Annotated in this window: 14 protein-coding genes; 8 read left to right on the forward strand and 6 right to left on the reverse strand. The window is 54.5% G+C overall.

What is annotated here, in order from left to right; translation table 11 throughout:
• The first annotated feature begins 191 nt into the window (after positions 1 to 191).
• A complete protein-coding gene (locus H6F46_RS02750) occupies positions 192 to 1,343 on the forward strand; it encodes an NAD-dependent epimerase/dehydratase family protein (RefSeq protein ID WP_099532643.1) in 1,152 nt (383 codons plus the stop codon).
• Positions 1,344 to 1,466: 123 nt separating this feature from the next.
• On the opposite strand, the gene H6F46_RS02755 is transcribed toward H6F46_RS02750, so the two are convergent.
• Positions 1,467 to 2,774, reverse strand: coding sequence for a pitrilysin family protein (locus H6F46_RS02755; protein ID WP_190353463.1), 1,308 nt, complete (start codon positions 2,772 to 2,774; stop codon positions 1,467 to 1,469).
• Between the two features lie 504 nt (positions 2,775 to 3,278).
• Between H6F46_RS02755 and H6F46_RS02760 the strand changes: the two genes are divergently transcribed.
• Complete coding sequence (locus H6F46_RS02760) at positions 3,279 to 5,450, forward strand: ATP-binding protein (protein WP_190353464.1); 2,172 nt, start codon at positions 3,279 to 3,281, stop codon at positions 5,448 to 5,450.
• Between the two features lie 61 nt (positions 5,451 to 5,511).
• Here H6F46_RS02760 and H6F46_RS02765 read toward each other — a convergent pair whose 3' ends face one another.
• Positions 5,512 to 7,146 carry an FAD-binding oxidoreductase gene (locus tag H6F46_RS02765; protein ID WP_190353465.1) on the reverse strand — a complete coding sequence of 545 codons (1,635 nt, stop codon included), beginning with the start codon at positions 7,144 to 7,146 and terminating at the stop codon, positions 5,512 to 5,514.
• A 117-nt stretch (positions 7,147 to 7,263) separates the two neighbouring features.
• Here H6F46_RS02765 and ftsE point away from each other — a divergent pair, with 117 nt between their 5' ends.
• Complete coding sequence (gene ftsE, locus H6F46_RS02770) at positions 7,264 to 8,001, forward strand: cell division ATP-binding protein FtsE (RefSeq protein ID WP_099532638.1); 738 nt, start codon at positions 7,264 to 7,266, stop codon at positions 7,999 to 8,001.
• A 107-nt stretch (positions 8,002 to 8,108) separates the two neighbouring features.
• On the opposite strand, the gene H6F46_RS02775 is transcribed toward ftsE, so the two are convergent.
• Positions 8,109 to 9,383, reverse strand: a complete 1,275-nt coding sequence (locus tag H6F46_RS02775; RefSeq protein ID WP_190353466.1) for an FAD-dependent hydroxylase — start codon at positions 9,381 to 9,383, stop codon at positions 8,109 to 8,111.
• Positions 9,384 to 9,642: 259 nt separating this feature from the next.
• Positions 9,643 to 10,725, reverse strand: coding sequence for a photosystem II q(b) protein (gene psbA / locus H6F46_RS02780; RefSeq protein WP_099532637.1), 1,083 nt, complete (start codon positions 10,723 to 10,725; stop codon positions 9,643 to 9,645).
• A gap of 148 nt (positions 10,726 to 10,873) precedes the next feature.
• On the opposite strand from psbA, the gene cofG reads away from it, so the two are divergent.
• The 4 genes from cofG to H6F46_RS02800 all read left to right on the forward strand — a co-directional run bounded on the left by cofG (position 10,874) and on the right by H6F46_RS02800 (position 18,238).
• Positions 10,874 to 12,016, forward strand: coding sequence for a 7,8-didemethyl-8-hydroxy-5-deazariboflavin synthase subunit CofG (cofG, locus tag H6F46_RS02785; RefSeq protein WP_190353467.1), 1,143 nt, complete (start codon positions 10,874 to 10,876; stop codon positions 12,014 to 12,016).
• Between the two features lie 42 nt (positions 12,017 to 12,058).
• Entirely contained in the window at positions 12,059 to 13,189 is a 1,131-nt protein-coding gene (locus H6F46_RS02790; protein ID WP_190353468.1) for a GNAT family N-acetyltransferase, read from the forward strand.
• A 483-nt stretch (positions 13,190 to 13,672) separates the two neighbouring features.
• The gene (gene cimA, locus H6F46_RS02795; RefSeq protein WP_190353469.1) at positions 13,673 to 15,349 is read left to right on the forward strand and encodes a citramalate synthase; all 1,677 of its coding nucleotides are present in this window, start codon (positions 13,673 to 13,675) and stop codon (positions 15,347 to 15,349) included.
• A gap of 468 nt (positions 15,350 to 15,817) precedes the next feature.
• Positions 15,818 to 18,238, forward strand: coding sequence for a CHASE4 domain-containing protein (locus H6F46_RS02800; RefSeq protein ID WP_190353470.1), 2,421 nt, complete (start codon positions 15,818 to 15,820; stop codon positions 18,236 to 18,238).
• Positions 18,239 to 18,338: 100 nt separating this feature from the next.
• Here H6F46_RS02800 and H6F46_RS02805 read toward each other — a convergent pair whose 3' ends face one another.
• Complete coding sequence (locus H6F46_RS02805) at positions 18,339 to 19,097, reverse strand: ABC transporter permease (RefSeq protein ID WP_190353471.1); 759 nt, start codon at positions 19,095 to 19,097, stop codon at positions 18,339 to 18,341.
• Between the two features lie 1,122 nt (positions 19,098 to 20,219).
• Here H6F46_RS02805 and H6F46_RS02810 point away from each other — a divergent pair.
• Positions 20,220 to 22,685 carry an ATP-binding protein gene (locus H6F46_RS02810; protein ID WP_190353472.1) on the forward strand — a complete coding sequence of 822 codons (2,466 nt, stop codon included), beginning with the start codon at positions 20,220 to 20,222 and terminating at the stop codon, positions 22,683 to 22,685.
• Between the two features lie 517 nt (positions 22,686 to 23,202).
• On the opposite strand, the gene H6F46_RS02815 is transcribed toward H6F46_RS02810, so the two are convergent.
• A complete protein-coding gene (locus H6F46_RS02815; RefSeq protein ID WP_190353473.1) occupies positions 23,203 to 25,545 on the reverse strand; it encodes a GUN4 domain-containing protein in 2,343 nt (780 codons plus the stop codon).
• Positions 25,546 to 25,658 lie beyond the last annotated feature (113 nt).

Consider the following 25,658-nt stretch of genomic DNA (forward strand, 5'->3'; position numbering starts at 1 on the left):
AACCAACCCGCAACCAACCCGCAACCAATCAGAACTCGAAAGCGAGATCTTAGTGCTCGAAACGCCCAGCCCATCAGGAGCCTATCAGGATCAATCGGGATCCAGCGCCCATCCTTCGGTGGAAGGCCTAAATTTAACCAAACCCTGATAGATTGAGCGAAACAATCGGCAAGCGCTAGCTCCAAGAAGTTATGAGAGTCCTCGTCATTGGCGGTGATGGTTACTGCGGTTGGGCAACGGCTCTATACCTGTCCGATCGCGGTCATGAAGTTGGCATCCTGGACAGCCTGGTTCGTCGGCACTGGGATCAACAACTGCAAATTGACACCCTGACCCCCATCGCCCCGATCAAGCAGCGCATCCAACGGTGGAAAGACCTGACCGGCAAGCACATTGACCTCTACGTTGGCGACATCACCAACTATGCTTTCCTGGATCAGGCTCTGACCGAGTTTCAACCTGAGGCGATCGTTCACTTTGGGGAACAGCGATCGGCTCCGTTCTCGATGATCGATCGCGAACATGCCGTGTTGACCCAAACCAACAACGTTGTCGGAACCCTCAACCTGCTCTACATCATTCGTGAGAAGTTCCCCGACTGTCACTTGGTCAAGCTGGGCACCATGGGCGAATATGGCACGCCCAACATCGACATCGAAGAGGGCTACATCACGATCGAGCACAACGGTCGCAAAGATACCCTGCCCTATCCCAAGCAACCCGGCAGTTTCTATCACCTCTCGAAAGTCCACGACTCCCACAACATCCACTTTGCCTGTCGGGTTTGGGGTCTGCGGGCCACCGACCTCAACCAAGGGGTGGTTTACGGCGTGTTGACCGACCAAACCGGCATGGACGAATTGCTGATCAACCGGTTGGACTATGACGGCGTGTTCGGCACAGCACTCAACCGCTTCTGTATTCAGGCCGCCGTGGGCCATCCGTTGACGGTGTATGGCAAGGGCGGCCAAACCCGCAGTTTCCTGGACATTCGCGATACGGTGCGCTGCGTGGAACTGGCGATCGAAACGCCTGCCAAACCCGGTGAATTCCGAGTGTTCAACCAATTCACGGAACTGTTCAGCGTTTTGGACTTGGCCAAGAAAGTCCAAGAGGCCAGCGCGGCCATGGGTCTGAAGGTGGAAATCAACAACATCGAAAACCCCCGCGTCGAAGCCGAAGAACATTACTTCAACGCCAAGAACACCAATCTGCTGGATTTGGGCTTGCAACCACACTACCTGTCCGATTCGCTGCTGGATTCCCTGTTGAACTTCGCGGTGAAATACAAGGGGCGGGTGGACAACTCGGAAATTTTGCCGAAGGTGAAGTGGAAGGGTTAATCAACAGCTAAAACCACTAAAAGGTCAAGAACAAGGGCAAGGGGCTGAAGTTCCTTGCCCCTAATTTTCTGATTTTCTTGGGACTTTTTGGCTTTGGCCTGTTTTGGTGCTCGCTGGCTGCACTTAGGGGGTCACCAACAGGGCCGGCTCCACGGCGGCGGCGGGGCCCGTCAAAACCATGTGCGGTGCGGCAAAGTAGCGATCGGCCACCGTTTGAATATCTTGGGCACTCACTTGGGCGATCGCGGTTTGAAAGGTGCGATCGAACTCGCGACCCAAGCCCAACACCTCATACCAACCATAGAGTTGAGCCAACTGGGCGTTGGTTTGCTTACCCAGGGCATATTGACCCAAGAGCTTATTTTTGGCGGCGGTTAATTCTGCCGCTTCGATCGGGTGATGAATCAAGCGTTCCACCTCCGATTGCAACCCGGCAATCGCCTCGGGCACGTTCTGAGGCGCAGTGCCCATGTAAACCACAAAGTGCGACGGGCCCAAGCGAGTGGGATAGAGGGCCGAAACTTCATAGGCCAAGCCGCGTTTTTCCCGCAGCTCCACAAATAGGCGACTCGAAAGGCCATTGCCCAAATAGGTGCTGGCCAACTTCAGCGCCGCATAGTCCGGGTGATGTTGTTGCTCGGTTGCGGTTGAATCCGTTCCCAACACCGATGCGGCCCCATAACCCAACATGACGATCGCCTGCTGAGTTTCCTGGGCGATCGCCCGTTGCTCAATGGTGTTGGGCAAGGGCGGAAACTGCGGCTCCACAATGACTTGATCGCTCACCTGCCAATCGCCAAACACTGCTTCGATCGCCTTCAAAGCTTCCTGGGTGCTCAGGCAACCGGACACCGCGATCGTCACCCGATCAGGCTGGAAGTAGGTTTGATGAAACGCCTGCAAATCCGCTGGGGTCAGTTGTCCCGTGGTGGTTTCCGTGCCCAAGGGTGAAAACGCATAGGGATGCTCTGGCCCGTATAGCACTTGGCGCAGTTGATCAAACCCCAGGGAAAACGGCTGCTCGCGTTGGGAACGAATCCCCTGCAACATCAGCGATCGCTCCAGTTCCACCTCCGACTCCGGAAACGCGGGCGATCGCAACAACTCTCCCGCCAAGGACAGCAGATCCACAAAATCGTGGGACACACTCTTGAGGCTAACCAGAAAGTAATCGGTGCTGGCATCCGTGCCCAGGCTGGCCCCGATCGATTCCACCCGCTCCGCAATTTCCATCGATGACAGGCGTTCCGTGCCCTTCGTCATCACCGCTGCCACCAAGTTGGCTAGCCCCGCTTTCGATCGCGCCTCCCACAGACTCCCAGCCTTAATGAAGATACGAGCCGCCACAATGTCCGCTGCCGGATTTTCGATCGCAATTGCCGTCAAACCATTGGGAAAAACATGGTGCTGAACTGGGGGCGCAAACGTCATGGCGAAAGAAACGAGAAATTGTTTTGCACAATACATTCTCACCCCTTTTAACCTGTTTGGGGGCGATCGTACTGTTCATCTTGATCGCTTCCGGCCACCCATCCACAGGTCTGCTTCCCCAAATCATTCAGTCCAGGAATCCGGTTGGTTGCCCTTGGAATCCGTAAAGCTCCAAAGGCTGCGATCGGGGCGATCGCCCAATCCCCACCGTTTCATCGATTACTTAAAATTCTGAAAAGAAGATGCCAAAATAGGGGCACTGGCAGATCAAGAATCAGCACTCAATTGCAATTATTTATAGCTAAAAACAGATTTCCAATCAATTAAGAAGCCGATTCTGATTATCCTCAATCCCATTTCCTCCAAATGAAGCCCATTTAGTCCTAGCAAATACCTCAAGAGTCCCTTAACTTCCTGAGGAATAGCCACAATTGTTGATCACCAAAGCCAAGCCCAGAGCGCATTCCCTTCGCAACTCACTGCTCTTTCCAACTATTGATCCCTATGCTGGCCAAGTGGCTCCAGAGATTACGAGATCGCCTGCTTGTTCGATCCATCAGCACCCAACTTTTTCTCTACGTTTTGGGTGGGGCCCTCGTGGCCTTGGGAACCATGGCCGCCGTCTTTTATCGCTCCATTGAACGGGAATCCCTTGGGCGAATTCGTGCGGAACTGAACGCCCAAGTTGAATTTACCCGAGGGCAACTATTAGAGTCGCAGCGCTACATTGAAATTCTGTCGGCGGCTGTTTTGACCAATCGCGATCGAAATATTCAAGATCCAGAATTCTATAAGCAACTAACTTTAGAATTTTTCAAACAACGTCCCAGCTTAGTGTTGGGAGTAGGCTTCGGCCAAAATGCCTTTCAGGTTTTGCGCGATCGTCAGTGGTTTTATCCATATTTTTATGTCGATCAAGGTCAGCCCAATCCGATCGGTGAGCGCCTACCGCCTCCCCACTCCGACTGGATTTACTCAGAGTTGTATAAAGACGATCAATATCCTGACCAACATTACTGGCGAATTCCTGTGGGTAATCAAAAGGGAATTTGGATAGAACCCTATGAGTGGTCAAATATTGTCATGACCAGCTACTTAGTTCCCTTCTATGACAGTCAAAAAAACCTAGTTGGTGTGGCAGGAACAGATTTCAGCGTAACCGAACTCAGCAAACGAGTCGATCGATCCGTCATCAACGATGAAGGCTATTTTGCCATTCTCAGCAGATCTGGCAAATTACTGGCTTACCCACCGAAGCGCAAGTCTCTTCAAGCCAATTCCAGCTATCGAGATTTGCCACTCTTGCGCGAACTGTGGCCCATCTTGCAGAGCAAAAATTCCGATATTATTTATCACCAAGATCAAATCATCGCCTATGAGCGAATTCCCAGTGCCAACTGGATTGCGATCGCCATTGTTCCCAGTGATGTAGTGTTGGGGCCCCTTTGGCGCATTTTAATCATCAGTGTCAGCATCGCCGCCATTCTGCTAGCGATCGCCGTATTGGGTTTTGTGCGCCGTCTCAATCGCCAACTTAAGCCGATTTTAGAAAAATGCAATACCTTGGTGGCCACGGAGAAAATCATGCCCATGGCCACCCCAAAAGCCACCACTTCAGAGGCCGTCTTCGCTTTTGCGGTTCGCGATCGGCAGCACATGGATGAGCTGACTTTTTTATGTCATTCCTTTGATCAAATGGCCGCCAAAGTGGAGGCAACCTTGCAATCTTTGGCCGAAACCAACCAAACCCTGCAAGCCACCGTTCAAGACCGCAGCGAGGCCCTAAACCAATTGCAACAAACGCAATTGCAACTGATTCAAAGCGAAAAAATGTCAGGGTTGGGGCAGCTTTTGGCAGGAATTGCCCATGAAATTAATAATCCCGTGAATTTTATTCATGGCAACTTAGATTATGTGCGGGACTATGTTCACGAATTACTCCAAGCCACAACGCAAGTCTATGCAATCCATGCCGGTCAAGCCAGCCAATCTAACGGTCAAGCCTCGATCGACTTTGAAGAACTGGCATTTATTCAAGCTGACTTGATTAAAATTTTGGATTCGATGACCGTGGGCACCGATCGAATTCGGCAGCTAGTTTTATCCCTGCGCACATTTTCCAGAACTGATCAAACCAAAGATTGTGTCACCAATTTGCACCATGGCATTGAAAGCACCTTGCTGTTGCTCAAACATCGTTTGAAAGCAACGTCTGATCATCCAGCCATTGAAGTAATCACAAAATATGGCGATTTGCCACCTGTGGAATGCTATCCAGGCCCGCTGAATCAGGTGTTTATGAATTTGCTGGTTAATGCGATCGATGCCTTGGAGCAAAAAACAGCCGGCTGGAGCGAGGCAGAAATTGAGGCTAATCCTAGCCGAATTGAAATTACCACCCAGTTTATCGCTAGTGAAAATGTGGTTGAAATCAGCATTGCTGATAATGGCCCCGGCATTCCAGAATCCGTGCAGGCAAGGATTTTCGATCCATTTTTCACCACAAAACCCGTTGGCAAAGGCACAGGCTTGGGACTGTCAATTAGCTATCAAGTTATTACGGAGCGACACCAAGGGAAAATTTTCTGTCGCTCTCAACCCAATCAAGGTACTCAATTTATGATTCATTTGCCTGCTGGTATCAATCAGCAGAATCCGCCATTCAATCATCGGTAAAGGCTGTCACTAACTAAGCATTAACTAACCCAGCATTAACTAGCCAAGTATTAACCAACCGTTAGGGATGCCAATCGTTGCCAGAACCGTAGCGCCAAGCCGATCGCACCGGTTTGCGAGCGGGCAAGGCCAGGCGATCGCCCGCGTGATATAGCCCCAAGGCGAGATAATGCCGCATCCAGTCCAACAAGGCAGGCAAGCCCAGTTGGGGAATGAGTTGAGCCACCAAGGCCGGCTGGGCGATCGCCACACGGGCCAGGGCAATGGAAAGGGCGGGAAATTGCACCACGTCTTGCAGGAAGGGCCGCAGTACCCGATCGCCCGCTGCGGCCATTTCCCCAAACACCGCATCCAACAATCGATTGATGCGATCGCTCGGTAACTGTTGCCCCACAGCCACGCGCATGGCCTGCTGAAATAACCAGGTAACGGAAAGATTCGGTTGATAGGGCAGCAACAGGCTCAGGTGGGATCGATCGAGCCGATCGGTTTGCAGGGCGTTGGTGATGCCATCCAAGAGCCGATCGAGGTGGCGCAACAGGGCCCCAAAGCCGCCAAAACTGAGGGGGGATTGCAAACCGCTGCTATCACCAATAAACAGCAGGCGATCGACCGTTGGTTGCAAAGGGCTTTGGCGAAAGGCAGGGAAAAAACCAAACAGGGCCCGCTGAAATTGCAACCCCTCCAGGGAAGGCAAGTTTTGGTAGGCGGGCAACAGCCGGAAGTAGTCCTCAAACAAATCGTGCAAACTGGGACGGCTGGGGTGGGCATCCCCATAGCAAAACAGATAGGTGGTGCGGCCCGCTTGGGCGGGGAACGCTTCCCAAAAATATTGGCGATCGTCCTGAATGCCGGTGGTCGTGGCAATGAGATCAGCGCTGTCGTTGGCAGGATAGCCCGTGGCGCAAGTACCCACCACCAGACAAACGCCATCGGGTTTGGCGGGGCCGCGAGTTTGCCGAACAATCGGGGACTGATGCCCCATAGCATCCAGCACCAGCCGTGCCCCGATCGTGACCGTAGCCTGATGGGCGGTGACCCAATCCCCATAGGCAGCGTTGCCCCCGGCTCCGGTGGCTCCGGTGGGGCCGCCCAGGAGCGATCGCCCCTGCACCCAAACCCGATCGGGCTGCACGGTCAAGGAAACAAACTGGGTTTGCTCCAGCAGGATGCCCCCAGCGGCCAAGAATTTTTGCCGCAATTGGGCGACCAAAATGGCGGGACTGACTCCCAGATTCAGCACATCCCGCACCCATCGCTCCTGACCACCCGCAAAGGCAATCCGCACGGGATTAAATTCCGAGGCGATCGCCCGCTCCAGTTCCGCCGCCGTCAACAACCCCCGTTCAACCAAAACGGCCAATTCCGATCGGGAAATGTTCCATTCCTGATCTCGCCCTTGCAGTTGTCCCCGTTCCATCAACACCACGCGCCAACCGGCCTGGGCCAGAGCCGTGGCCATCACAATCCCCAAGGTTCCCCCCAGCACCACCAAATCAACCATGAGGGCATTGGCCGGCGGCAAGTTGTCAGGATCGTCCGCCAGATTTTGTGAAGATTCGTAAATCACCGAAATGGGGGGTTTGCCCCCCCGATCATCCAGCCCCCGGAGTTGTTGCCACAGGCGATCGGCTCGCGCTAAACCCGCCAACGGTTGGCCGGGGATGGTGGAAAGGAGATCGGCGGTTAAACTCATAACGAACCAAAACGAACAATTGGGTGGAACAGGGCGATCGATTCAGGCGATTGCGGGCCCAGTGGCCCAAGCTTGGCATCCTGACGACCCCCACCCTCCACAAAGGACAGAACGGCCATGGCTGGTGTGAGGTCGAATGCGGCGGCGATCGTGCAATTGCGCGAGGTGGTGAAAATCTATAACCGCAGTCAGCGCGGCCTGTTGGGGGCTAATTTACGGGTCGATCGCGGCGAATTTTTGATGATTACGGGCCCCTCCGGCGCGGGCAAGTCTACCCTGCTGAAGCTGCTCTATGGCGAAGAACTGGTCGATCGGGGCGAAGTGATCATCGATGGGCAACGGGTTAGCGATCTCAATCGCAATCAACTGGCGCTCCTGCGGCGCAAAATCGGCATCGTTTTTCAAGATTACAAACTCATTCCCCGCCGCACCGTCGCCGAAAATATTGCCTTCGTTTTGTTGGCCCAGGGCTATCCCCAGGCGGAAATTCGCCGTCGTCTCACGCCCGCCCTGCGGTTGGTGGGGCTGCTGCACAAGGCAGACCACTTCCCCGAACAGCTCTCCGGCGGCGAACAGCAACGGGCCAGCATTGCCCGGGCAATTGTCAGCACGCCCCCCTTAATTTTGGCCGATGAACCCACCGGCAACCTCGACGGCGACAACTCCCAACAGATCATTGCGATCCTGGAGCGGCTCAACGAATTGGGAGCAACCACGATCGTCACGACCCATGATGAGTTGTGGGTGCGGCGCAGTCATCACCGAGTTTTGCAACTGAATGAAGGCAAGCTTTACGAGGTGCGGCCCGCCGGTCGATCGACCGCCCGGCCCGCACCAGCCGCCTGGTTAGGCTAGCAGCTTGCCAATTTGCGATCGGCCAATCTGCGATCGGCCAATCTGCGACCGCGCGTCTGTAACCACCATCTGTAACCACCAATTGACGCGGGGCGATCGCCCAACGCTCAAGGGTTGGAATCCGCCAGGCGACCCAAGCTCGGCATTTTCCCCAGCAGTCCTGTCATCAACCTCAGGGCCAGGGACTTCAGGGGCGGAACCCGCTTGAGGGCCGCCAAGCCCAGCCGCCGCCCCCAAACCACGGGCCACAGTTGGGTGGAAAAGAGTCGATCGAGCAAATCGGTGAACGCCAAGATCACCCAATTGCCCCAACGCCGCCAGCGATCGTAGCGCCGCAACACCGCCACTTGCCCAAAGTCTTCACCCCGGGCGATCGCCCCCTGGATCACATCAACCAGGGCCGCCGCGTCGCGAATGCCCATGTTCAAACCTTGTCCCCCCACGGGATGGCAACAATGGGCCGCATCCCCCGCCAGGGCCAACCGATGCCCCACGTAGCGATCGCACTGCATCAACCGCACCGGAAATAGATAGCGATCGCCCACCAATTCCAATTGCCCCATCTGGGGGCCAAACCGTTGGCTCAGGGCCCGCAAAAATGCTGGGTCATCCAACGCCAACATCGCCTGGGCTTCCGCGTGGGGAGCCGTCCACACCAAACGACAAACATCCCCCAAGGGCAAAATCGCGAAGGGGCCGCTGGTCTGAAACCGCTCGTAGGCAATGTTTTGGTGATGCTGTTCAGCCTTGACGGCGGCCACAATGCAGGATTGCCAATAGGCCCAACCGCGTCTGGGAATGCCGGCCGCTTCCCGCAGGGGCGATCGGGCCCCGTCCGCCGCCACCACCAGTTTGGCCCGCAGTCGCGACGGAACCGTCACCCCCTCGCCATTGGGCGCAATCACCAACTCAGCCCAATCGGCCCCGTAGTCCAAAACGGTGGCCGTGGCTGGGCCAATCCAAGTGCAATGGGGCGATCGATTCACAGCCCCTTGCAAGGCTTCCAGCAGGGTATTGTGGGCCGCCACATAGCCCAACTCCGTCTGCATTCCCGCATCTTGGGGCCAAAATTCCACCACATCGGGCCAATCACAATCGGAAAGCCGAATGCGCCGGAAGGGTTCCAGACTCGATCGCACCTGATCCCACAGGCCCAATCCCTGAAAGATTTTGGCCGAAGACAGGGAAAAGGCATAGGCCTGGGCTTGTTTTGCTGCCGTGGCCTGGGTTAGGGCTTCAATGATCGCCACTTTCAACCCCGTTTGGCGCAACCCACAGGCCACGACCAATCCCACAATCCCACCCCCAACGATCGCTACGTCATAGGTGGGAATTGCAGCCGCTTTCGCTTCCGCCACTGCCACGTCAGATTCGCTATGCATGTCTGGGCGATCGAGCAACATAAACCTTCAATTCCTCAAATCTTGAATTCCTACGAATTCCCCGGGAGCCGCCGCACAACCAGTACCGATAACCCAATTATCGGGCGATTCCAACCGTTCTGGATCCTGCGGATCACTGCCCGCATGAGTTTCTCAGGATCACCAATAGCAAGAGGGGAGACGATTCAAGATCGTCCCCCCTCCACTGTGTCGCTTAGACTGATTTGCTCAGGCTAGCAGGCACTCACAACCTTCAGAATTAACCGTTGATTGCGGGAGCTTGCAGAGCTACGGGAGCAGCTTCACCGGCAGCCAGATCCAGCGGGAAGTTGTGAGCGTTACGCTCGTGCATCACTTCCATACCCAGGTTGGCGCGGTTGATCACATCAGCCCAGGTGCCGATCACGTGACCTTGCGAGTCAACAACCGATTGGTTGAAGTTGAAGCCGTTCAGGTTGAATGCCATCGTGCTCACGCCCAGGGCGGTGAACCAGATACCCACAACCGGCCAAGCACCCAAGAAGAAGTGCAGCGAGCGGCTGTTGTTGAACGAAGCGTATTGGAAGATCAAGCGACCGAAGTAGCCGTGGGCTGCAACGATGTTGTAGGTTTCTTCCTCTTGACCGAACTTGTAGCCGTAGTTTTGCGACTCAACTTCGGTGGTTTCCTTAACCAGCGAGCTGGTCACCAAGGAACCGTGCATTGCGGAGAACAGCGAGCCACCGAACACACCAGCAACGCCCAGCATGTGGAAGGGGTGCATCAGGATGTTGTGCTCAGCTTGGAACACCAACATGAAGTTGAAGGTGCCCGAGATGCCCAAAGGCATACCGTCAGAGAACGAACCTTGACCGATCGGGTAGATCAGGAACACGGCGGTAGCAGCAGCCACAGGAGCGCTGTAAGCCACGCAGATCCAAGGACGCATACCGAGGCGGTAGCTCAGTTCCCACTCACGGCCCATGTAGCAGAACACGCCGATCAGGAAGTGGAACACAACCAGTTGGTAAGGGCCACCGTTGTACAGCCACTCATCCAAGGAAGCAGCTTCCCAGATGGGGTAGAAGTGCAAACCGATGGCGTTCGACGAGGGGATCACAGCACCAGAGATGATGTTGTTCCCGTACAGCAACGAACCAGCCACGGGTTCGCGAATGCCGTCGATGTCAACCGGGGGAGCGCCGATGAAAGCGATAACGTAGCAGATGGTAGCAGCCAGCAGGGTGGGGATCATCAGGACACCGAACCAGCCCACATACAGGCGGTTGTTGGTGCTGGTTACCCACTCGCAGAACTGATCCCACACGGAAGCGCCTTGGCGCTGTTGCAGGGTTGCAGTCATGGTTGGATGAATTGCTTTGTAGAAGAATGATTTGGTGGGTTTTGTTTCCCACGTGAATATAGATTAACTGCTGTGTTTAGTTTTGTAAAGAGGTTTTGACGATGATTTACACAAATTCCATTTTCCTTAACGTTTGAGGTCAAGGGCCATGGCCGATCGCACAGAGGCGGATTGCCGTACCCGTCAGCCTTTGGGGTCTCTGGTAACCTACAGCGCTGCCTACACGCTGGTTCCCACCTATGAATGTTTCAATCGCTGTCAGTACTGTAATTTTCGGGTGGAGCCGGGGGCCGATCGCTGGCTGGGCCTGGCAGAAGCAACCGTTAAGCTTCGATCACTCACCAATCCATTGCGGGATTGTTACAAACCACAATCGGGGCAATTCCCGATCGCCCCGACCAGCCCCCCCAGCTCCGGGCCGATTGAGATTCTGATTCTGAGTGGGGAGGTGCATCCCCGCAGTCCCCGGCGATCGGCCTGGATTCGGCGCATTGAGTCCCTCTGTCGGTTGGCACTGCTGGAAGGGTTTTTGCCCCATGCCAATGTGGGGCCGCTCGATCGCGAAGAGATGGCTTATCTGAAAGCGGTGAATGTTTCGATGGGCTTAATGATTGAGCAGGTGAGTCCTGCCCTGGCCCAAACTGTCCATCGCCACGCCCCCAGCAAGGATCCATCCCGACGGTTGGCACAACTGGCCCAAGCGGGGGAGTTACAGATTCCCTTCACCACGGGTCTATTAATTGGGATTGGCGAAACCGAGGCTGATCGCCTGGACAGCTTACGGGCGATCGGGCAAATTCATCGCCAGTACGGTCACATCCAAGAAGTGATCGTGCAACCCCACAGCCCCGGTCGGGATCAAGTCTGGGAAGGGGAGGCCTGTTCGGCGGCCCTGTTGCTGGAAACGGTGGCGATCGCCCGGGAACTGTTACCACCGGAAATTGCGATTCAAGTGCCGCCCAATCTATTGAAAACAGCGGAATTGCTGCAACGGGCGATCGAGCTGGGGGCAAGCGACCTGGGGGGAATTTGCCCGATCGATGAGGTGAACCCCACCTATGAACACCCGAGCCTGGCCCAACTCACCGATTGGGTGGCCGCAGCGGGCGGGCAACTGCGCCCCCGGTTACCGATTTACCCCGCCTTTGACGACTGGTTAAGTGATCCAATGCGATCGCTCGTGCAAAGCTGGCGCGATTTCCTCGGTTCCTCCCCAGATTCGCGAGATTTCCCCGAGCGATTCGACCCGAAACCAGGGCCTACAATGCAGAAGTTAATCAGCCGGCCCTAAGTCCGGTGTTCACGCCCGTTCCCATCGTCTGGTCTTGCTGCTATGTGTGCTTTGGAAATTCGCCCCGTCAATACGCCGGCTGATTTGGAACAGTTTTTAGATGTGCCCGATCAGGTCTATCACCAGGATCCCTATTGGGTTGCCCCCCTACGCAGCAGCATCGCTCGGCAATTGTCGCCGGAGAATTCATTCCGCACCTATGGCCAATTACAAGCTTTTGTGGCCTTGAATCCTGAACCGGTGGGGCGGATTGTGGCCACGGTGAATCAACGATTGGTGGAAAAGGAAGGGGAAGCGATCGGGCTGTTTGGCTATTTTGAAACCATCAATGATTTCAGTGTAGCCCAAGGGTTGTTTACGGCTGCTGAAACTTGGTTAAAAGCACAGGGCATGACTAAAGTTCGCGGCCCCATTGATCTGTCTACCCACAATAATTGCTTGATGCTGATTGATGGGTTTGATTCCCCACCCATGGTGATGATGCCCTACAACCCTTCTTACTATCCTGAATTGGTGGAGCAAGGGGGATTCAGCAAAGCAAAAGATGCCTATGCCTATGAATATCCGCTCGATCGCCCCTTGCCCACTGAATTTGAAAAAGCCTATAAAATTGCCACCAAATCCGGCGTGAGCTTCCGCTCCATTGAAACCAAGGGTGAAGCCTTTGAGCGAGATGCCAGGATTTTATATCGTCTATTCACCGAAGCTTTTTCAGGAAATTGGAGTTCCACCCCACGCACCGAAGAAGAGTTTTTGGAAGAAGCGCGATCGCTCCAACAATTGGTTGATCCCGATGTGGTTTTGATTGCAGAAGTGGACGGCAAAGCGGTGGGATTTTTCATGGGCTTGCCAGACTACAACATCCCGCTCAAGGAAGTGAAAGGCAAGCTGAATTGGTGGGGAACGTTAAAGTTTCTTTGGTATCGGCGGCAAATCGATCGGGGGCGGGTGGTTGCCATTTGTTCTTTGCCGGAATATCAACGCAAATTGGTTCCCTTGGCCTTGATTTATTTGGGGTTGCGAGCTTGTCAGCAAAAGGGCAAACCCTACCGCACCTCTGAGTTAGGTTGGGTTTACGAGGACAATTCCCGATCGCGCCGTCTGATCGAAGCGGCCGGCGGCAAAATCTATAAAACCTATCGCATTTATGAAAAGTTCCTATCTCTAGCCTAGGCAATCTCTGAGCAGTAACTTAGGGTACTTGCCAAGCACCAGTCGTCGTTGGGGCAAGGGGCTTAAGCCCCTTGTCGTAATCGATCGATGAGGCCCGCAGGCATCGGTCAACAAGCCCCACAGGCATCGATCAATAAGTCCCGCAGGTATTGATCAGTAAGCCCCATAGGCATCGATCAGTAAGCCCCGCAGGCATTGGTCAATAAGCCCCACAGGCATCGATCAATGAGGCCCCCAAGATAGCGGTTTTAGCTCTTCAGACATCCATATTCAAGCTGGATTCAATCCGGGATTAAAACCCCTGAAAAACTTCAATCGCAATGCCCCAGAAAAGGCGCGATAATAGCATCATTGGCACTATTTCGCGCCTCTTCGCATGGCTGCCCAGTAAGTTCATGGGCCCTGAGCGATCGGCAATAGGCGATTCAGTTAATCGGCCATTTACTAGGCCCTTGATAGGCGATCGGTTTAGGCACTGCAACCATGGTTTTCTCCGCCCCCGCGCCGGATGCTGCACCCAGCAACGACCCCGCCCAGCCCAGTTCTCACCAGGCAAGTCCTCAACTGTGGCTCTATGACACCACGTTGCGGGATGGGGCCCAGTCGGAAGGTCTCTCATTTTCCATTGAGGACAAGCTACGGATTGCCCGCAAGCTCGATCACCTGCGAATTCCTTTCATTGAAGGGGGTTGGCCCGGGGCCAATCCCAAGGATGTGCAGTTTTTTTGGCAACTTCAGGAAGAGCCGCTGGAATTTTCCGAGGTGGTGGCCTTTTGCTCAACCCGCCGACCGGGCATGAGCGCCGAGGAAGATCCGCTCCTGAAGCCGATTTTGGCCGCTGGGACACGTTGGGTAGCCATTTTTGGAAAATCTTGGGATTTGCATGTGACCGAGGGCCTCAAAACCACCCTCGATGAAAACATCGCCATGATCCGCGACTCGATCGCCTTCCTAATCAGCCAAGGGCGACAGGTGATCTACGACGCGGAACATTGGTTTGACGGCTATTTGGCGAATCCCGACTACGCGATCGCCACCCTCAAGGCAGCCCACGAGGCCGGGGCCGCTTGGTTGGCCCTCTGCGACACCAATGGCGGCACGCTCCCCCACGAGGTGGCTCGGATTGTGGCTGAGGTGCGGGAATGGCTGCCCGCGGCCCAATTGGGAATCCACACCCACAACGATTCCGGGACGGCGGTGGCCAACGCGATCGCCGCTGTCCAAGGGGGCGCAAGGATGGTGCAAGGCACGATCAATGGCTATGGCGAGCGCTGTGGCAATGCCAACCTCTGCACCCTGATTCCTAATTTGCAGTTGAAACTGGGGCTGAACTGCATTCCCGCCGCCCAGTTGGCGGAGTTGACGGCCACCAGTCGCTTTGTCAGTGAGGTGGCGAACTTGGCTCCGGACGATCGCGCGCCCTATGTGGGTTTGTCTGCCTTTGCCCACAAGGGCGGGATCCATGTCAGCGCCGTGGAACGCAATCCCCACACCTATGAACATGTCTCGCCCGATCGGGTGGGAAACCAACGCCGAATCGTCATTTCTGATCAATCGGGTTTGAGCAATGTGTTGGCCAAAGCCCGCTCCTTTGGCTTAGATCTCGACAAACAAGACCCCGCCTGTCGGCAGATTTTACAAACCCTCAAAACCCTGGAAAATCAGGGCTATCAGTTCGAGGCCGCCGAAGCCAGTTTTGACCTGCTGATGCGAACGGCCCTCGGTCAGCGATCGAGCTTTTTTGTCCTGAAAGATTGCCGCGTTCACTACGACTTTGGTGAACCGAGCGATCGGGAATCCTTGGCCACCGTCAAGGTCACCGTGGGCGATCGCACCCTGTTGGAAGTGGCGGAAGGTAACGGCCCCGTGGCGGCCATGGATGCGGCCCTGCGGCGAGCGCTGGTGCAGTTTTATCCAGTGGTGGCTCAGTTCCACCTCACCGATTACAAGGTGCGAATTTTGGATGGCGGCGCGGGCACATCCGCCAAAACCAGAGTCCTGGTGGAATCCAGCGACGGCCACCAGCGTTGGACAACCGTGGGAGTCTCCGGCAACATTTTGGAAGCTTCCTATCAAGCCGTTGTGGAAGCGATCGAATATGGCCTGATTCTTCACGGTATTCAGACTTTGCAACCACTACCCCTAGCTTTGGAGGTCTAAAAAGTCACATCTTTGGCAACCCTATGCCACGGAGGTGTTGCGCCAAAGTGCCATTCTTGAAGCAGGATTTTAGGGCTAAGAAATAGAATTCCCGATCGCAAAAGCAAGGGTTCGATCATGAACCTTTGCTCATCTTTAGTACCCCAGATTCCAGCGATCCTACGGATTTTCCCTGAACTTGCGCCCCCCTGAGACCACATGGGGCCAACCGGAATCGGGGCTAATTTTCCGCCCTGGCCGCCCTCTGGTTCTGAGTCGCGGCCGCTCCCATGCCCACCCATCGGCTGGGCAATCTCCCTGGCAGTTTGCTCCCCAAGATATTTACCATTAACTCAAAAACGAGTTAACCCGAAAGAAAGTTATCTAAATTGGATCCCAGAGGAAAAAATTTAACAATAATTGAAGTTGCGACCCCTCTATTTGTGATAACTCTGAAGGAAAGATGGAAAAGGATCTTGAGGCAGTTCTGTGCTGAAATCAGCTTCGTCTGAAGGTGAGCAGGTGCGACGCGGCTTTCGGCAGCTCGTGGTGACCATTTTGTTGGTATCAGGGTTGCTTTACACGGGCGTGGCGAGTGTCCTGCTGAACACCATCACCAGCCTCGAACAAAGAACCATCGAAGAACATACCAACCGCTTTACTCGGTTACTTTACCGGCGATCGGCCCAGCTTTTGCCATCGGCCTGTGACTATGGCTATTGGGATGCAACCCATCAGTTTCTAAGGCAGCCCAATGAAGACTTTATTCGCAATAATTTTAGTCCAACCAATTATCAAAGTTTTGATTTAACCATCATGGGCGTGGTGGGTCGTGATGGCAAAATTCGCTATGCCCGAGAGCGACAAGTTTCAAATCAGTCCGGCAGCACCGCCAACGATCGCTATCATGAACCCTCCACAACCCTGACGTATTTTTTGCAATCCCTGCCGAAAGGATTTCAATCAAACCCAGACCAAAAGCGGCTGGCGGGTGTGGTAGCCATTGACAATGATTTATTAAGCATTGCCATTTGCAGCATTCCCAATCCTCAAAAACCAGATCAAGTGGATGGTTGGTTTGTGATGGGTCAGCGGCTGGATGCTCGGTTGCTTCAAGATTTAAGCCAATTGGTTCCGGGGGCTTTGGAAATTAAGGTCAGCCGTCATTCCAACAATTTGCCTCTCTATGGAGCCTTTGATTTTACGGGTCAAGCCAGACGAAATCAGCGCACCGAAGTAACTGATTCATCGCGCAATTTGGTGGGTTATCGCTACTTAGTGGATGTGTATGGCAAACCCAGTGCGATCGCCCGGGTCACCATTACGCGCACCCTACACCAACATAGTTTGTATGGACTCTTGAGCATTGGCGGCATTTTGGTGCTGCTCAGTTTGGGATTCATTAGCCTGGCTTGGCAGGCCCTGCAACAGGCTTTGCAGAACTTGGATGAGCGCGATCGAGCGGAGGCCGCCCTAATTGAATCGGCCACTCAAAATCTCGATCGGGAAACCTATCGCGCTCGCATCATGGAACTGGAGTTAATTCTTCAGGATTTGCGGGCTTCTCAGGCTCAGTTGATCCACAGCGCCAAGATGGAAAGCTTGGGCAAAATGGTGGCGGGCATTGCCCATGAAGTGAATAATCCCGTGAGCTTTATTCAGGGTAATTTGCGACACCTTAAAAAATATCAGCAGGATCTTTGCGACCTAATACGGCTGTATCAAAAATATTATCCCGTTGCCTACGATGAAATTTTAGATCGCTCTCGAGAAGTGGATTTGGCTTTCATCTTAGAAGATAGCGATCGGGTCATTCAGTCCATCGATCGCGGAGCCGATCGGATCTATCGGATTGTGAATGCCCTGCGCAATTTTTCGCGATTGGATGAATCGGATTTGAAATCGGTGGATCTCCATGCAGGCATTGACAGCACGATCGAACTCTTAGACCACGCCTTAGAAGAACGCTCATTCCGACCAGCGATTGCGATCGAGCGAGTCTATGGCGAATTACCCCTCGTTGAGTGTTATGCACGCCAGCTCAATCAAGTTTTTATGCATTTACTCATGAACTCGATCGACTCCCTCGACGAGACCATGAAAAAACACTATCAACGCATTCACGGCAAACCGGCAGACTCAGCCCCGAGCACCCCAACCACCGCTCCCGTCATTTTGGGGGCGGAGCCAGGAACCGAAATTGACCTTAGCAATTCAGAACCCATTGATGGAGAAAGTTATCGTTCACCGGTCTTGAAAACCTCCGCTGACCTACCCGCAAAGGCCCCCCGAAATTCCGGTCAGCCAACGAGCCAATCAAAGCTGGAAAATGCGGGTGTCGGCAACCTAAATTCCGGAAATGCTAGCACGAGCAATAATGCCAACAACACCAACAATAATCGTCGAAATCGAGGGGCTTCCTTTGCGGAGCAACTGAGATCAAAATTGCAGACCTTTGATGCTAATGGTTCAGGATTTGAGGCGGCTAAAGCTCCATTACAACCCACTATCACAATTCGCACCAAAGTGGATTTAAACCGCTGGGTTTTGATTTCCATTGCTGACAATGGCTTAGGCATTGACAAACAAGTTCAATCGCGATTATTCGACCCCTTTTTCACAACCAAACCCGTTGGGCAAGGCGCTGGACTAGGGTTATTTATTAGCCATCAAATTATTACGCAGCATGGTGGACAACTTCGCTGCATCTCTGAGCCGGATCAAGGTAGTGAATTTATTATTTTGTTGCCCCTGAAGCAGATTCGCGAAACCAAACCCCAGGAGGAGTTGGCGATGAAGTTGCGATTTAACCAGCTTCAGCGGGGCTTGAGTCATAGTCACGATCGATCGCCCCATTTGGCTTCGGCTCCGGTAGTTTCTGGCACCGAGGAAGAAGCGTCCAAAGGTTAACCACGCCACGGGAACTCTGTCCCTTGTAGTCTGCCCCCAGTGGCAAGTTGGTACAAGGTGGCTCAATTCGGCCGAGCGTAATCGGCCTAGCACGATCGCTCTAGCGCAATCGTTGGGCGATCGGGTCAAAACACAAACGACCAGCCCCCCAGGCCACCACCAGCGCACCAACGGAGACAGCCAGCGCTGCCGCCACCATCACCAAGAGCTGCACCGACACGGCCATCAACGGATCCATGCCTGCCAGCAGGGCCCCACTCACCAGACCTGGCAAAGTGAATAGTCCCGCACTGGTGAAACCGTTCAAGGTGGGCACAAGGGCCGATCGCAGGGCGGCGCGACGATGGGGGGCGATCGCCTGTTGGGCCGTGGCCCCCAAACTCAATCGCTGTTCAATATCGTTGCGGTGCGATCGGGCCGCCATCATCACCTGTTCCCCCGCGATCGCCGCCCCATTGGCCGCCGCCCCCAACACCACAGCCCCCACGGGAACCCAAACCCGAGGCTCAAACCACTGCCCCGGCCGCAGCACCAACAGCACCACCGGCACACTGGCCAACAGTCCGGCCCCCAACAGCCCGCCCAACAGCCAGGGCAAGAGTTGGGGCCATCGTTGCCCCATCTGTTGGTGGGCGGAAACCACCGCCAGCCCCCACAATCCCCCCAGGGCGATCGCCAGGCTGCCCGGAGACGGAGCCGCCCAAACCAAGGCCAACAAGCTGCCCACCGCCGTGAGTTGCAACAGGGCCCGCCCGATCACCCGGCCCCAAGCCCGCGTTAGCCCCAAGCCTTGACTGGCACAGAGGCCCACTGTCCCCAACGCCAATCCTCCCAGCCACAACAAATCCACTGGTTCCATGAAAGAACCCAACTCAAAAAGACCTTAACGCCATCCTAAATCACGCATTAATTACGTATTTCTCCACAATTTCTCCCCAATCCCTTCGCCATTACCACGTTGCCACCCTGTTGGGACTGCGTAGTTGATCTGAAATTAATCTGAAATTGATGTGCAATTAATACACCATCAATGCGTCATCTAACGATCCTGATGCACCATTGCTACGAAATAAATCTGCAATTATCATGTCGTTAACCTAGGATTAATTGAGCCTCCAAGTTAGATTTTCTTGAATAATTGATCGCAGTTATTGATTGCAATGATCAATTGTAATGTTTTATTTCATTTCAAAAAGTTTTGAACATTTCTTCTATTGAAAACTACATGAATAATTTTATGAATCTTGAGAACAATCTTGAGATTTAGTTGAAAAACCTCAAGAAAGTCACACTGACCACCCATTTCTTGAACAAGATTTTTGTCATGATTTCAGAATTTTTCATTCCTTAAGTGATCCGGATTGAATTTGGAAGAGCCAGATTTAATTACAGAATTAGAATCCAGAAACTTTTTAGATTAATTTCCTCGTAAATTGACTATCTTAGAATTATTCAAGTAGAGAACATTGATGCGAGATGGCTCCATCAGCCATTGGGCTTAGTGATCGTTGCTATTGCCCAAAGAGGCGACCACAGGGCATTTCTCATCTTTTTAGCGATTCTCTTTTGATGTTTTTGTCAATGCCCTTGGCCCTATTTAGTGTTGGCTACCAGGAAAGAAGGCATTTTTCGGCGGCTTTGGGTTGGGTGAGTGATTTCAAAATAATTCTCATTCCCTGGCCCCATTGAAAAAACCTCTCGTCAGGACGAGTTAGCGCACTGTTTCACTTTGACCCCGCATCTGCCGGAATCAAGTTCTGGATTAGTTGGCTGCCATTAAGCTTTCACTGCCGGAATGACCCCAGTCGTCAACGCCTCAAACAACGGTCAAATGTGTCATGACAATCTGAATAGTGTGGCTGAATTTGGTGATTGAGGTTGAACCGTTTATCCGTTACAGGCTGCCTGAATTTACGCAAATCTACGTCGAATTTGGGAGTTTCTGCCATCCCCTAGAACGCTGTCTGCCAGCGTACCGATCATGAGTGGCTCGTTTGCGCAATCACTGCAATGGACCTTGACGGCGGAGGGCTGTCAACAGGTGCGATCGCTGCTCTGGCAGTCAACGTTGGATTGTCTCCAGGAATTAGGGAATTTGCCGGAATCCGGGGCGATCGCCACAGAGGGGGACGCGACGATCGGGAAGCGACAGCAGCCCGCTTTTGCCCTGGTGACGGGGCCGGGGCTGGCTTGGTTGTTGACCATGGAGCGATCGAGCGAGGGCGAGACCCCAACCGGGATCGCAACGGAAGCGCCGGAATCATCGATGCGACGGGGGCGGGGCCGAGGCCACAAGGCCAACGGCCGCGGGCCGATCGAGGATCCAGCGGCCACCACTCACCAAACCCTACGCCAGGGTTTAGATCAGACCACGCTCCATCCGGGGATCTATCACCTGCGGCTGACGGACGATCGGCGGGCCATTCAGGCGCTAATGAAAGAACGGGGACTGTTGAAAGTACCCCAGGGCTGGCATAAGGCCAATGCATCGCTGCAATCGGCGGTGCTGGTGCGGTGGCTGGCCACTTGGACGCAGACCCTGGCGGCTCCTTTGTTGACCCAGGCCCCGGCCCCTCGGCCCTCCCCAACCCGATTGGAGGGCGATCGCCACCTGATTGATTTACTGGTGGGGATTGTTCAGGAACAGGAATTGCCCGTGGTGATTGACCGCGCCTTGCAAACTCTCTGCCAAGGCTTGCGGGTCGATCGAGCGCTGATCTACCAATTTCAGGCGCGGTTACAGTCCATTCGGCTCTGGCGACAGGCGGATCAGGCGGCGGGGCTGCCCTCCCCTTGGGACGATCCGAACTGGCAAATGACTCGCGATTGCGTGACCTACGAAGCGCGTTTGGACGACCAGGTGGGTTCGGTGCTCTATGAGGGGGCCGATCGCTGCTTTGTGGATGACTTTGAACCCCAATGGCGATCGCAGGAACAGGAAACTTGGATCGTCAACGATGGGGGGCGCGATCGGGCGGCGCGGGCCCAACTGGCCGTGCCAATTTTGGCTCCCATGCGCGGATCGGTGGGGTTATGGGGATTTTTGGTGCTCCATCAGTGCGATCGGGCCCGGCTTTGGACTCCCGAAGAAGTGAGCCTGGCCCAACAGATTGCCCAGGGCTTGGCTGTGGCCGTGCGGGCGGCTCACCTGGATGCCACCTTGCAGCAGCAGCAACAAACCCTCGGTCAGCAAATCAGCACCCAAACCAGGGTTTTGCAGGAAGCGCTGCTGGCCGCCAAATCGGCGGCCCGGGCCAAGAGTGAATTTTTAGCCACCATCAGCCACGAGCTGCGCACCCCCTTAACCTGCGTGATTGGCCTGTCGGCTACCCTGTTGCGCTGGTCTTTCGGGCAACTGAACCAAAAACAGCGCGACTATTTGCAAACCATCCACGACAGCGGCGAGCATTTGCTGAAGCTAATTGAAGACTTGCTGGAAATGTCGCAGGTGGAAGCCGGGCGCACCGTATTGAACGTCAGCGATTTTTCAATTACCCAACTGGTGTACTCGGTGGTGAATGGCGAGCGGCCCCACGCCATTGAGCGCGGCATTGAACTGCTGTTGGAAGTGCAAATTTTGACCAAAGACGATCGCTTTTCGGCCGATTGTCATCGCGTGCGGCAAATTCTTAGCAATTTATTGGGCAATGCGATCAAGTTCACACCCGAAGGTGGCCAAGCGATCGTCCGAGTTTGGCGCGAACAAGACCTGTTGATGTTGCAGGTGGAAGACACGGGCATCGGCATCCCTGAAGATTGGATCCCGCAACTTTTTGAGATGTTTCACCAGTTCGATCCGTCCTACGGGCGGGTCTACGACGGCTTGGGTTTGGGCTTGGCCCTGACCAAGCAGTTAGTGGATCTGCACAAGGGCTGGATTGAGGTGGATTCTTTGCCCGATCGGGGATCGACTTTCACGGTGGGAATTCCCTCCCAAGCCCCCGCCGCCGAGCAACCCACCGCTCCCAACGGAGAAGAACCGGTGGATTGGCGACCGTCAGGCTCGGTGATTCTGATCGATGCCCAAGAGGAGCGGGCGATCGCCGTTTGTGAGCTGCTGATGGCGGCCGGCTACCAAGTGGTTTGGACTCCAGACGGGGCGATCGCCCTCTCCCAGCTAGACGTGTTGCAACCCCAGGTGGTGATCGTCAGTTTGCGGCTGCCGGGCATGGATGGTTGGGAAGTGGTGGCCGGATTGCGCCGCCAAGCGCCCCGAGTGCAAGTGCTGCTGTTGGGCGATCGCGCCGAGGCCTCACCGATTTTGGTCGATCATCCCAACCTGACCGTGGATGTGGTGCTGGGGGAAAAGTTTGACCCGGAACGGCTTTTGCACGAGGTGAACACCCTGTCCCAAGCTGCCGCCCGCGCCGTGCGCATGAACAGCCAAGCCACGGGCGTGATGACCCGTGCCCGATCGCCCCTCGCCGATCGCTCAAACGAGCGATAACCGACGATTGAGCGTGGCCCAACCGATCGGGGATTGTCGTTGCTTCGGGATGGGTGGCGGTCAATCGACAAACCGTAGGGTGAGTGGGAGAACGTTTTCGGGGTGATGGCTTGGCTGGTTTGTCTCCCACGCACCGTCGATCGCCTTTCGGGATCGCGAGATCGTTTTTCTGCGTCAATGGCAGCGGTGCGTAGGGCACAAACCCAATGATGGGTATCTGCGAAGCATTGCCCTACGCACCCTACGACTGTGGCAAACCTGTTAATTCTCAGGGGAGGTAGGGTGCATGGGAGAACGCCCCAACGGTCACGAAATGATTGATTGGCACTCTCATGCACCGAGGATTGAGCACGGCCCAACCGATCAGGGATTGTTATGAATACGTCACGGGTGGCGGTGCATGGGAGGTGAGGAGTAATGGTCGTTGATAACCAAGATTGCTCCCATGCACCCTACAGCCCATCATGGACAATTAACGCCTTTACAAATCGCAAAAAACCGCTAGAACTGTGGCCTGCTACAGTTCACAAGTCTCGATGCGAGAGAAGAGACCGCCACAACCCCAAACACAAAAAAAACCCCAAAAAACCGGAAATTCTCCTTTGGGTGAGAAGCGGGGGTTCATCTTTAGTTCGTCGCGTCGCGTCCGGTCATTCTCTCGCCATCCCACTCGCGTGCAAAAGTCCTGCCAAATCTTATCACCCGGAAACGCGCCATCCAGCTTGGCCCCACAGGCCACGTAAATCCCCTTTTGCACCGAAAAGCCGAACTGACCTTGGCTGTGTTTCACCCACAGGCGATCAATGGCCAACAACTCCTCGCAGGGAAAGTTCAACAGCTCCTCACTCGTGAAGTAATCCCCCTCTTCCTTGCCCACCGTCGTGATCATCAGCCGATAGGTTTCGTCGTCGGCCCCTGCCCAGTCGCCCGCAATCATCAGGGCTTCTAGGGTTTCGTAGCGCGAGCTGGCTACGGTTTTTTTCAGGCGCTCCAGCTCCGCCCGTTCCGCACTGCTCAAGTCCAACCGCTTGACCGTGGTTTGGTAAATTTTATAAGCCAAATCTGGGTGCTGCTTCATGGCTTCCCGAATCAAATTCGAGGGATTCACCAACTCCCCATAGAGCAAAATTGTGGCTTCCCAAGCAGGAATCACAAACTTGTCATACAACATCGATTCTTGGCGCAGCCGCACAAGTTCACTCGCCGCCAAAAACTCCTGAAAACTCAGGTGCGAAAACTCATAGATCCCCTTTTCTGGGGTTTCTACTAACAGTTCGCTCACCTCCACCATTTGCCGCAAAAAGTCCCGCGCCGAAACCTCCGGGTCACGCTCCCCGATCGGCTGCACAATCACATCCAACAAGTCATCTTCTGTGATTTGCTTGTGGCCCTGGTCATCCCCTGGCCTAGCCCGCAACATCATCGTCAGCGCCAGAATTTGCAGCACCTCCAAACGTTCAGCCGGCCGCAAACCTAGCGTAATTCCTCGCCCCTTGGGTCGCCGCGCCGTTTGCACCTCGCAAATATCCTGATATAGCTCCACCCGCCGTTGGGGCAACTGTTGGCCCTCATGTTCCCGATGGAACCGACACATCATGTTGAGCAGCAAGGGATTGCCCGCCAAGTCTGCTAACTCGGGTCTGGCTTGTAACTGATCGATCAAAGACTGCGATCGCCGCTGAACTCGATCTTTCACTTCCGGGGTATTGCGCCGAGTATCCTTGATCTCTTGAGCGCTATACCACTTCTGAATAAATTCCTGTTGTTGTTGCTCTGAAAAGTTCCGCACCCACAACAGGGTATTGGGCAATGGATGTTCATAATCGGCACGGGCATCGGGCCGCGAAGTAACTATAAAAATCGCCTTGGGAAAATTCCACATCTGACGATTAATCCATGCGCTCACAGCCGATCGACGATCCAACGGCACTTCATCAAACCCATCAAACATCACTAGTGCTTCACCCCGACTCAACAGCCCCAAAATCCAATTCGGTGGCAGCTTCAATTGCTTACCTTCCGGCAAGTTGAGTACATGAATTTTGGTTAAAAAGTCAGGCAAATCTGGTGCATTGTCTGCAGCCAAATCGCTCCAAGAGGTTGCCAAAATCGTCAAAAAGGGAACCAACTTAGGCGCTTTATAGCGTTGGTAAGCGCCCTGACTGTAAACATAAGCAATGTGCTTGAGTAGGGTGGTTTTGCCATAGCCCCCTTTGGCACAGATCAACATTTGACGATAGGTGGCAGAGTGCTTGATCTGTCGGAGCACATCCCAAATGGATTGAATACAAGGTTCATCACTGCCCGCTTTTAGGCGCTGTTTTTTGTAGCCACCAAGCTGTGGAACGCCTATGAGTTCCAAACGCACAATAATTTTTTGCAGCAGGGGTTTAATTGCCGCGTCCCCAACGCCATCCAACCCGATCGGGCGATCGCTCTCACAAGCCGATCCTTGGCACTGCAAATACTTGCCTTCAAAGCCCGAAAGCTGCCATTTCATCGCCTCATCAGCGATTTTCAGCCAGCCCACCCAAGTATTCACATGGGCCGTTCCTCGCGCCGCCGCAATTTCCGAGAGGCGATCGATCACGCTTTGGGTATAACGCGCCCAAAATGCTGCTCCTGCTGCAAACGGAAAAGTAAACAGCGCCAGCGCCCATTCCTGCTTCGCCGCAAAAAAGAGGAATGCCCCGCCACTCCCCCCGATCGGCGCAAATCTGGCTAGGGATTGGATCGCCTGCACCACAAACCGTTGCTCGGCCGTTGGGCGGCCCTTCGCGTCCGGTGCGGCCGACTTTGAATCGGGGGCTTTTTCGTCCTGCTTGGGTTCCGGCTGAGGCGCAGCAGATTCGTTCGGCATCACGAGTGAGAGAGGCGAGACTTAAGCCAATTATGCCGAATCACGGATTTTGATGAGAGACAGGCGCTCGGGAAGACTTGTGAGCGGCGAAGTGGCTGCGGTGTGCGGAAAGT

This window comes from Limnothrix sp. FACHB-1083, from assembly GCF_014696485.1.
Classification (GTDB): domain Bacteria; phylum Cyanobacteriota; class Cyanobacteriia; order CACIAM-69d; family CACIAM-69d; genus CACIAM-69d.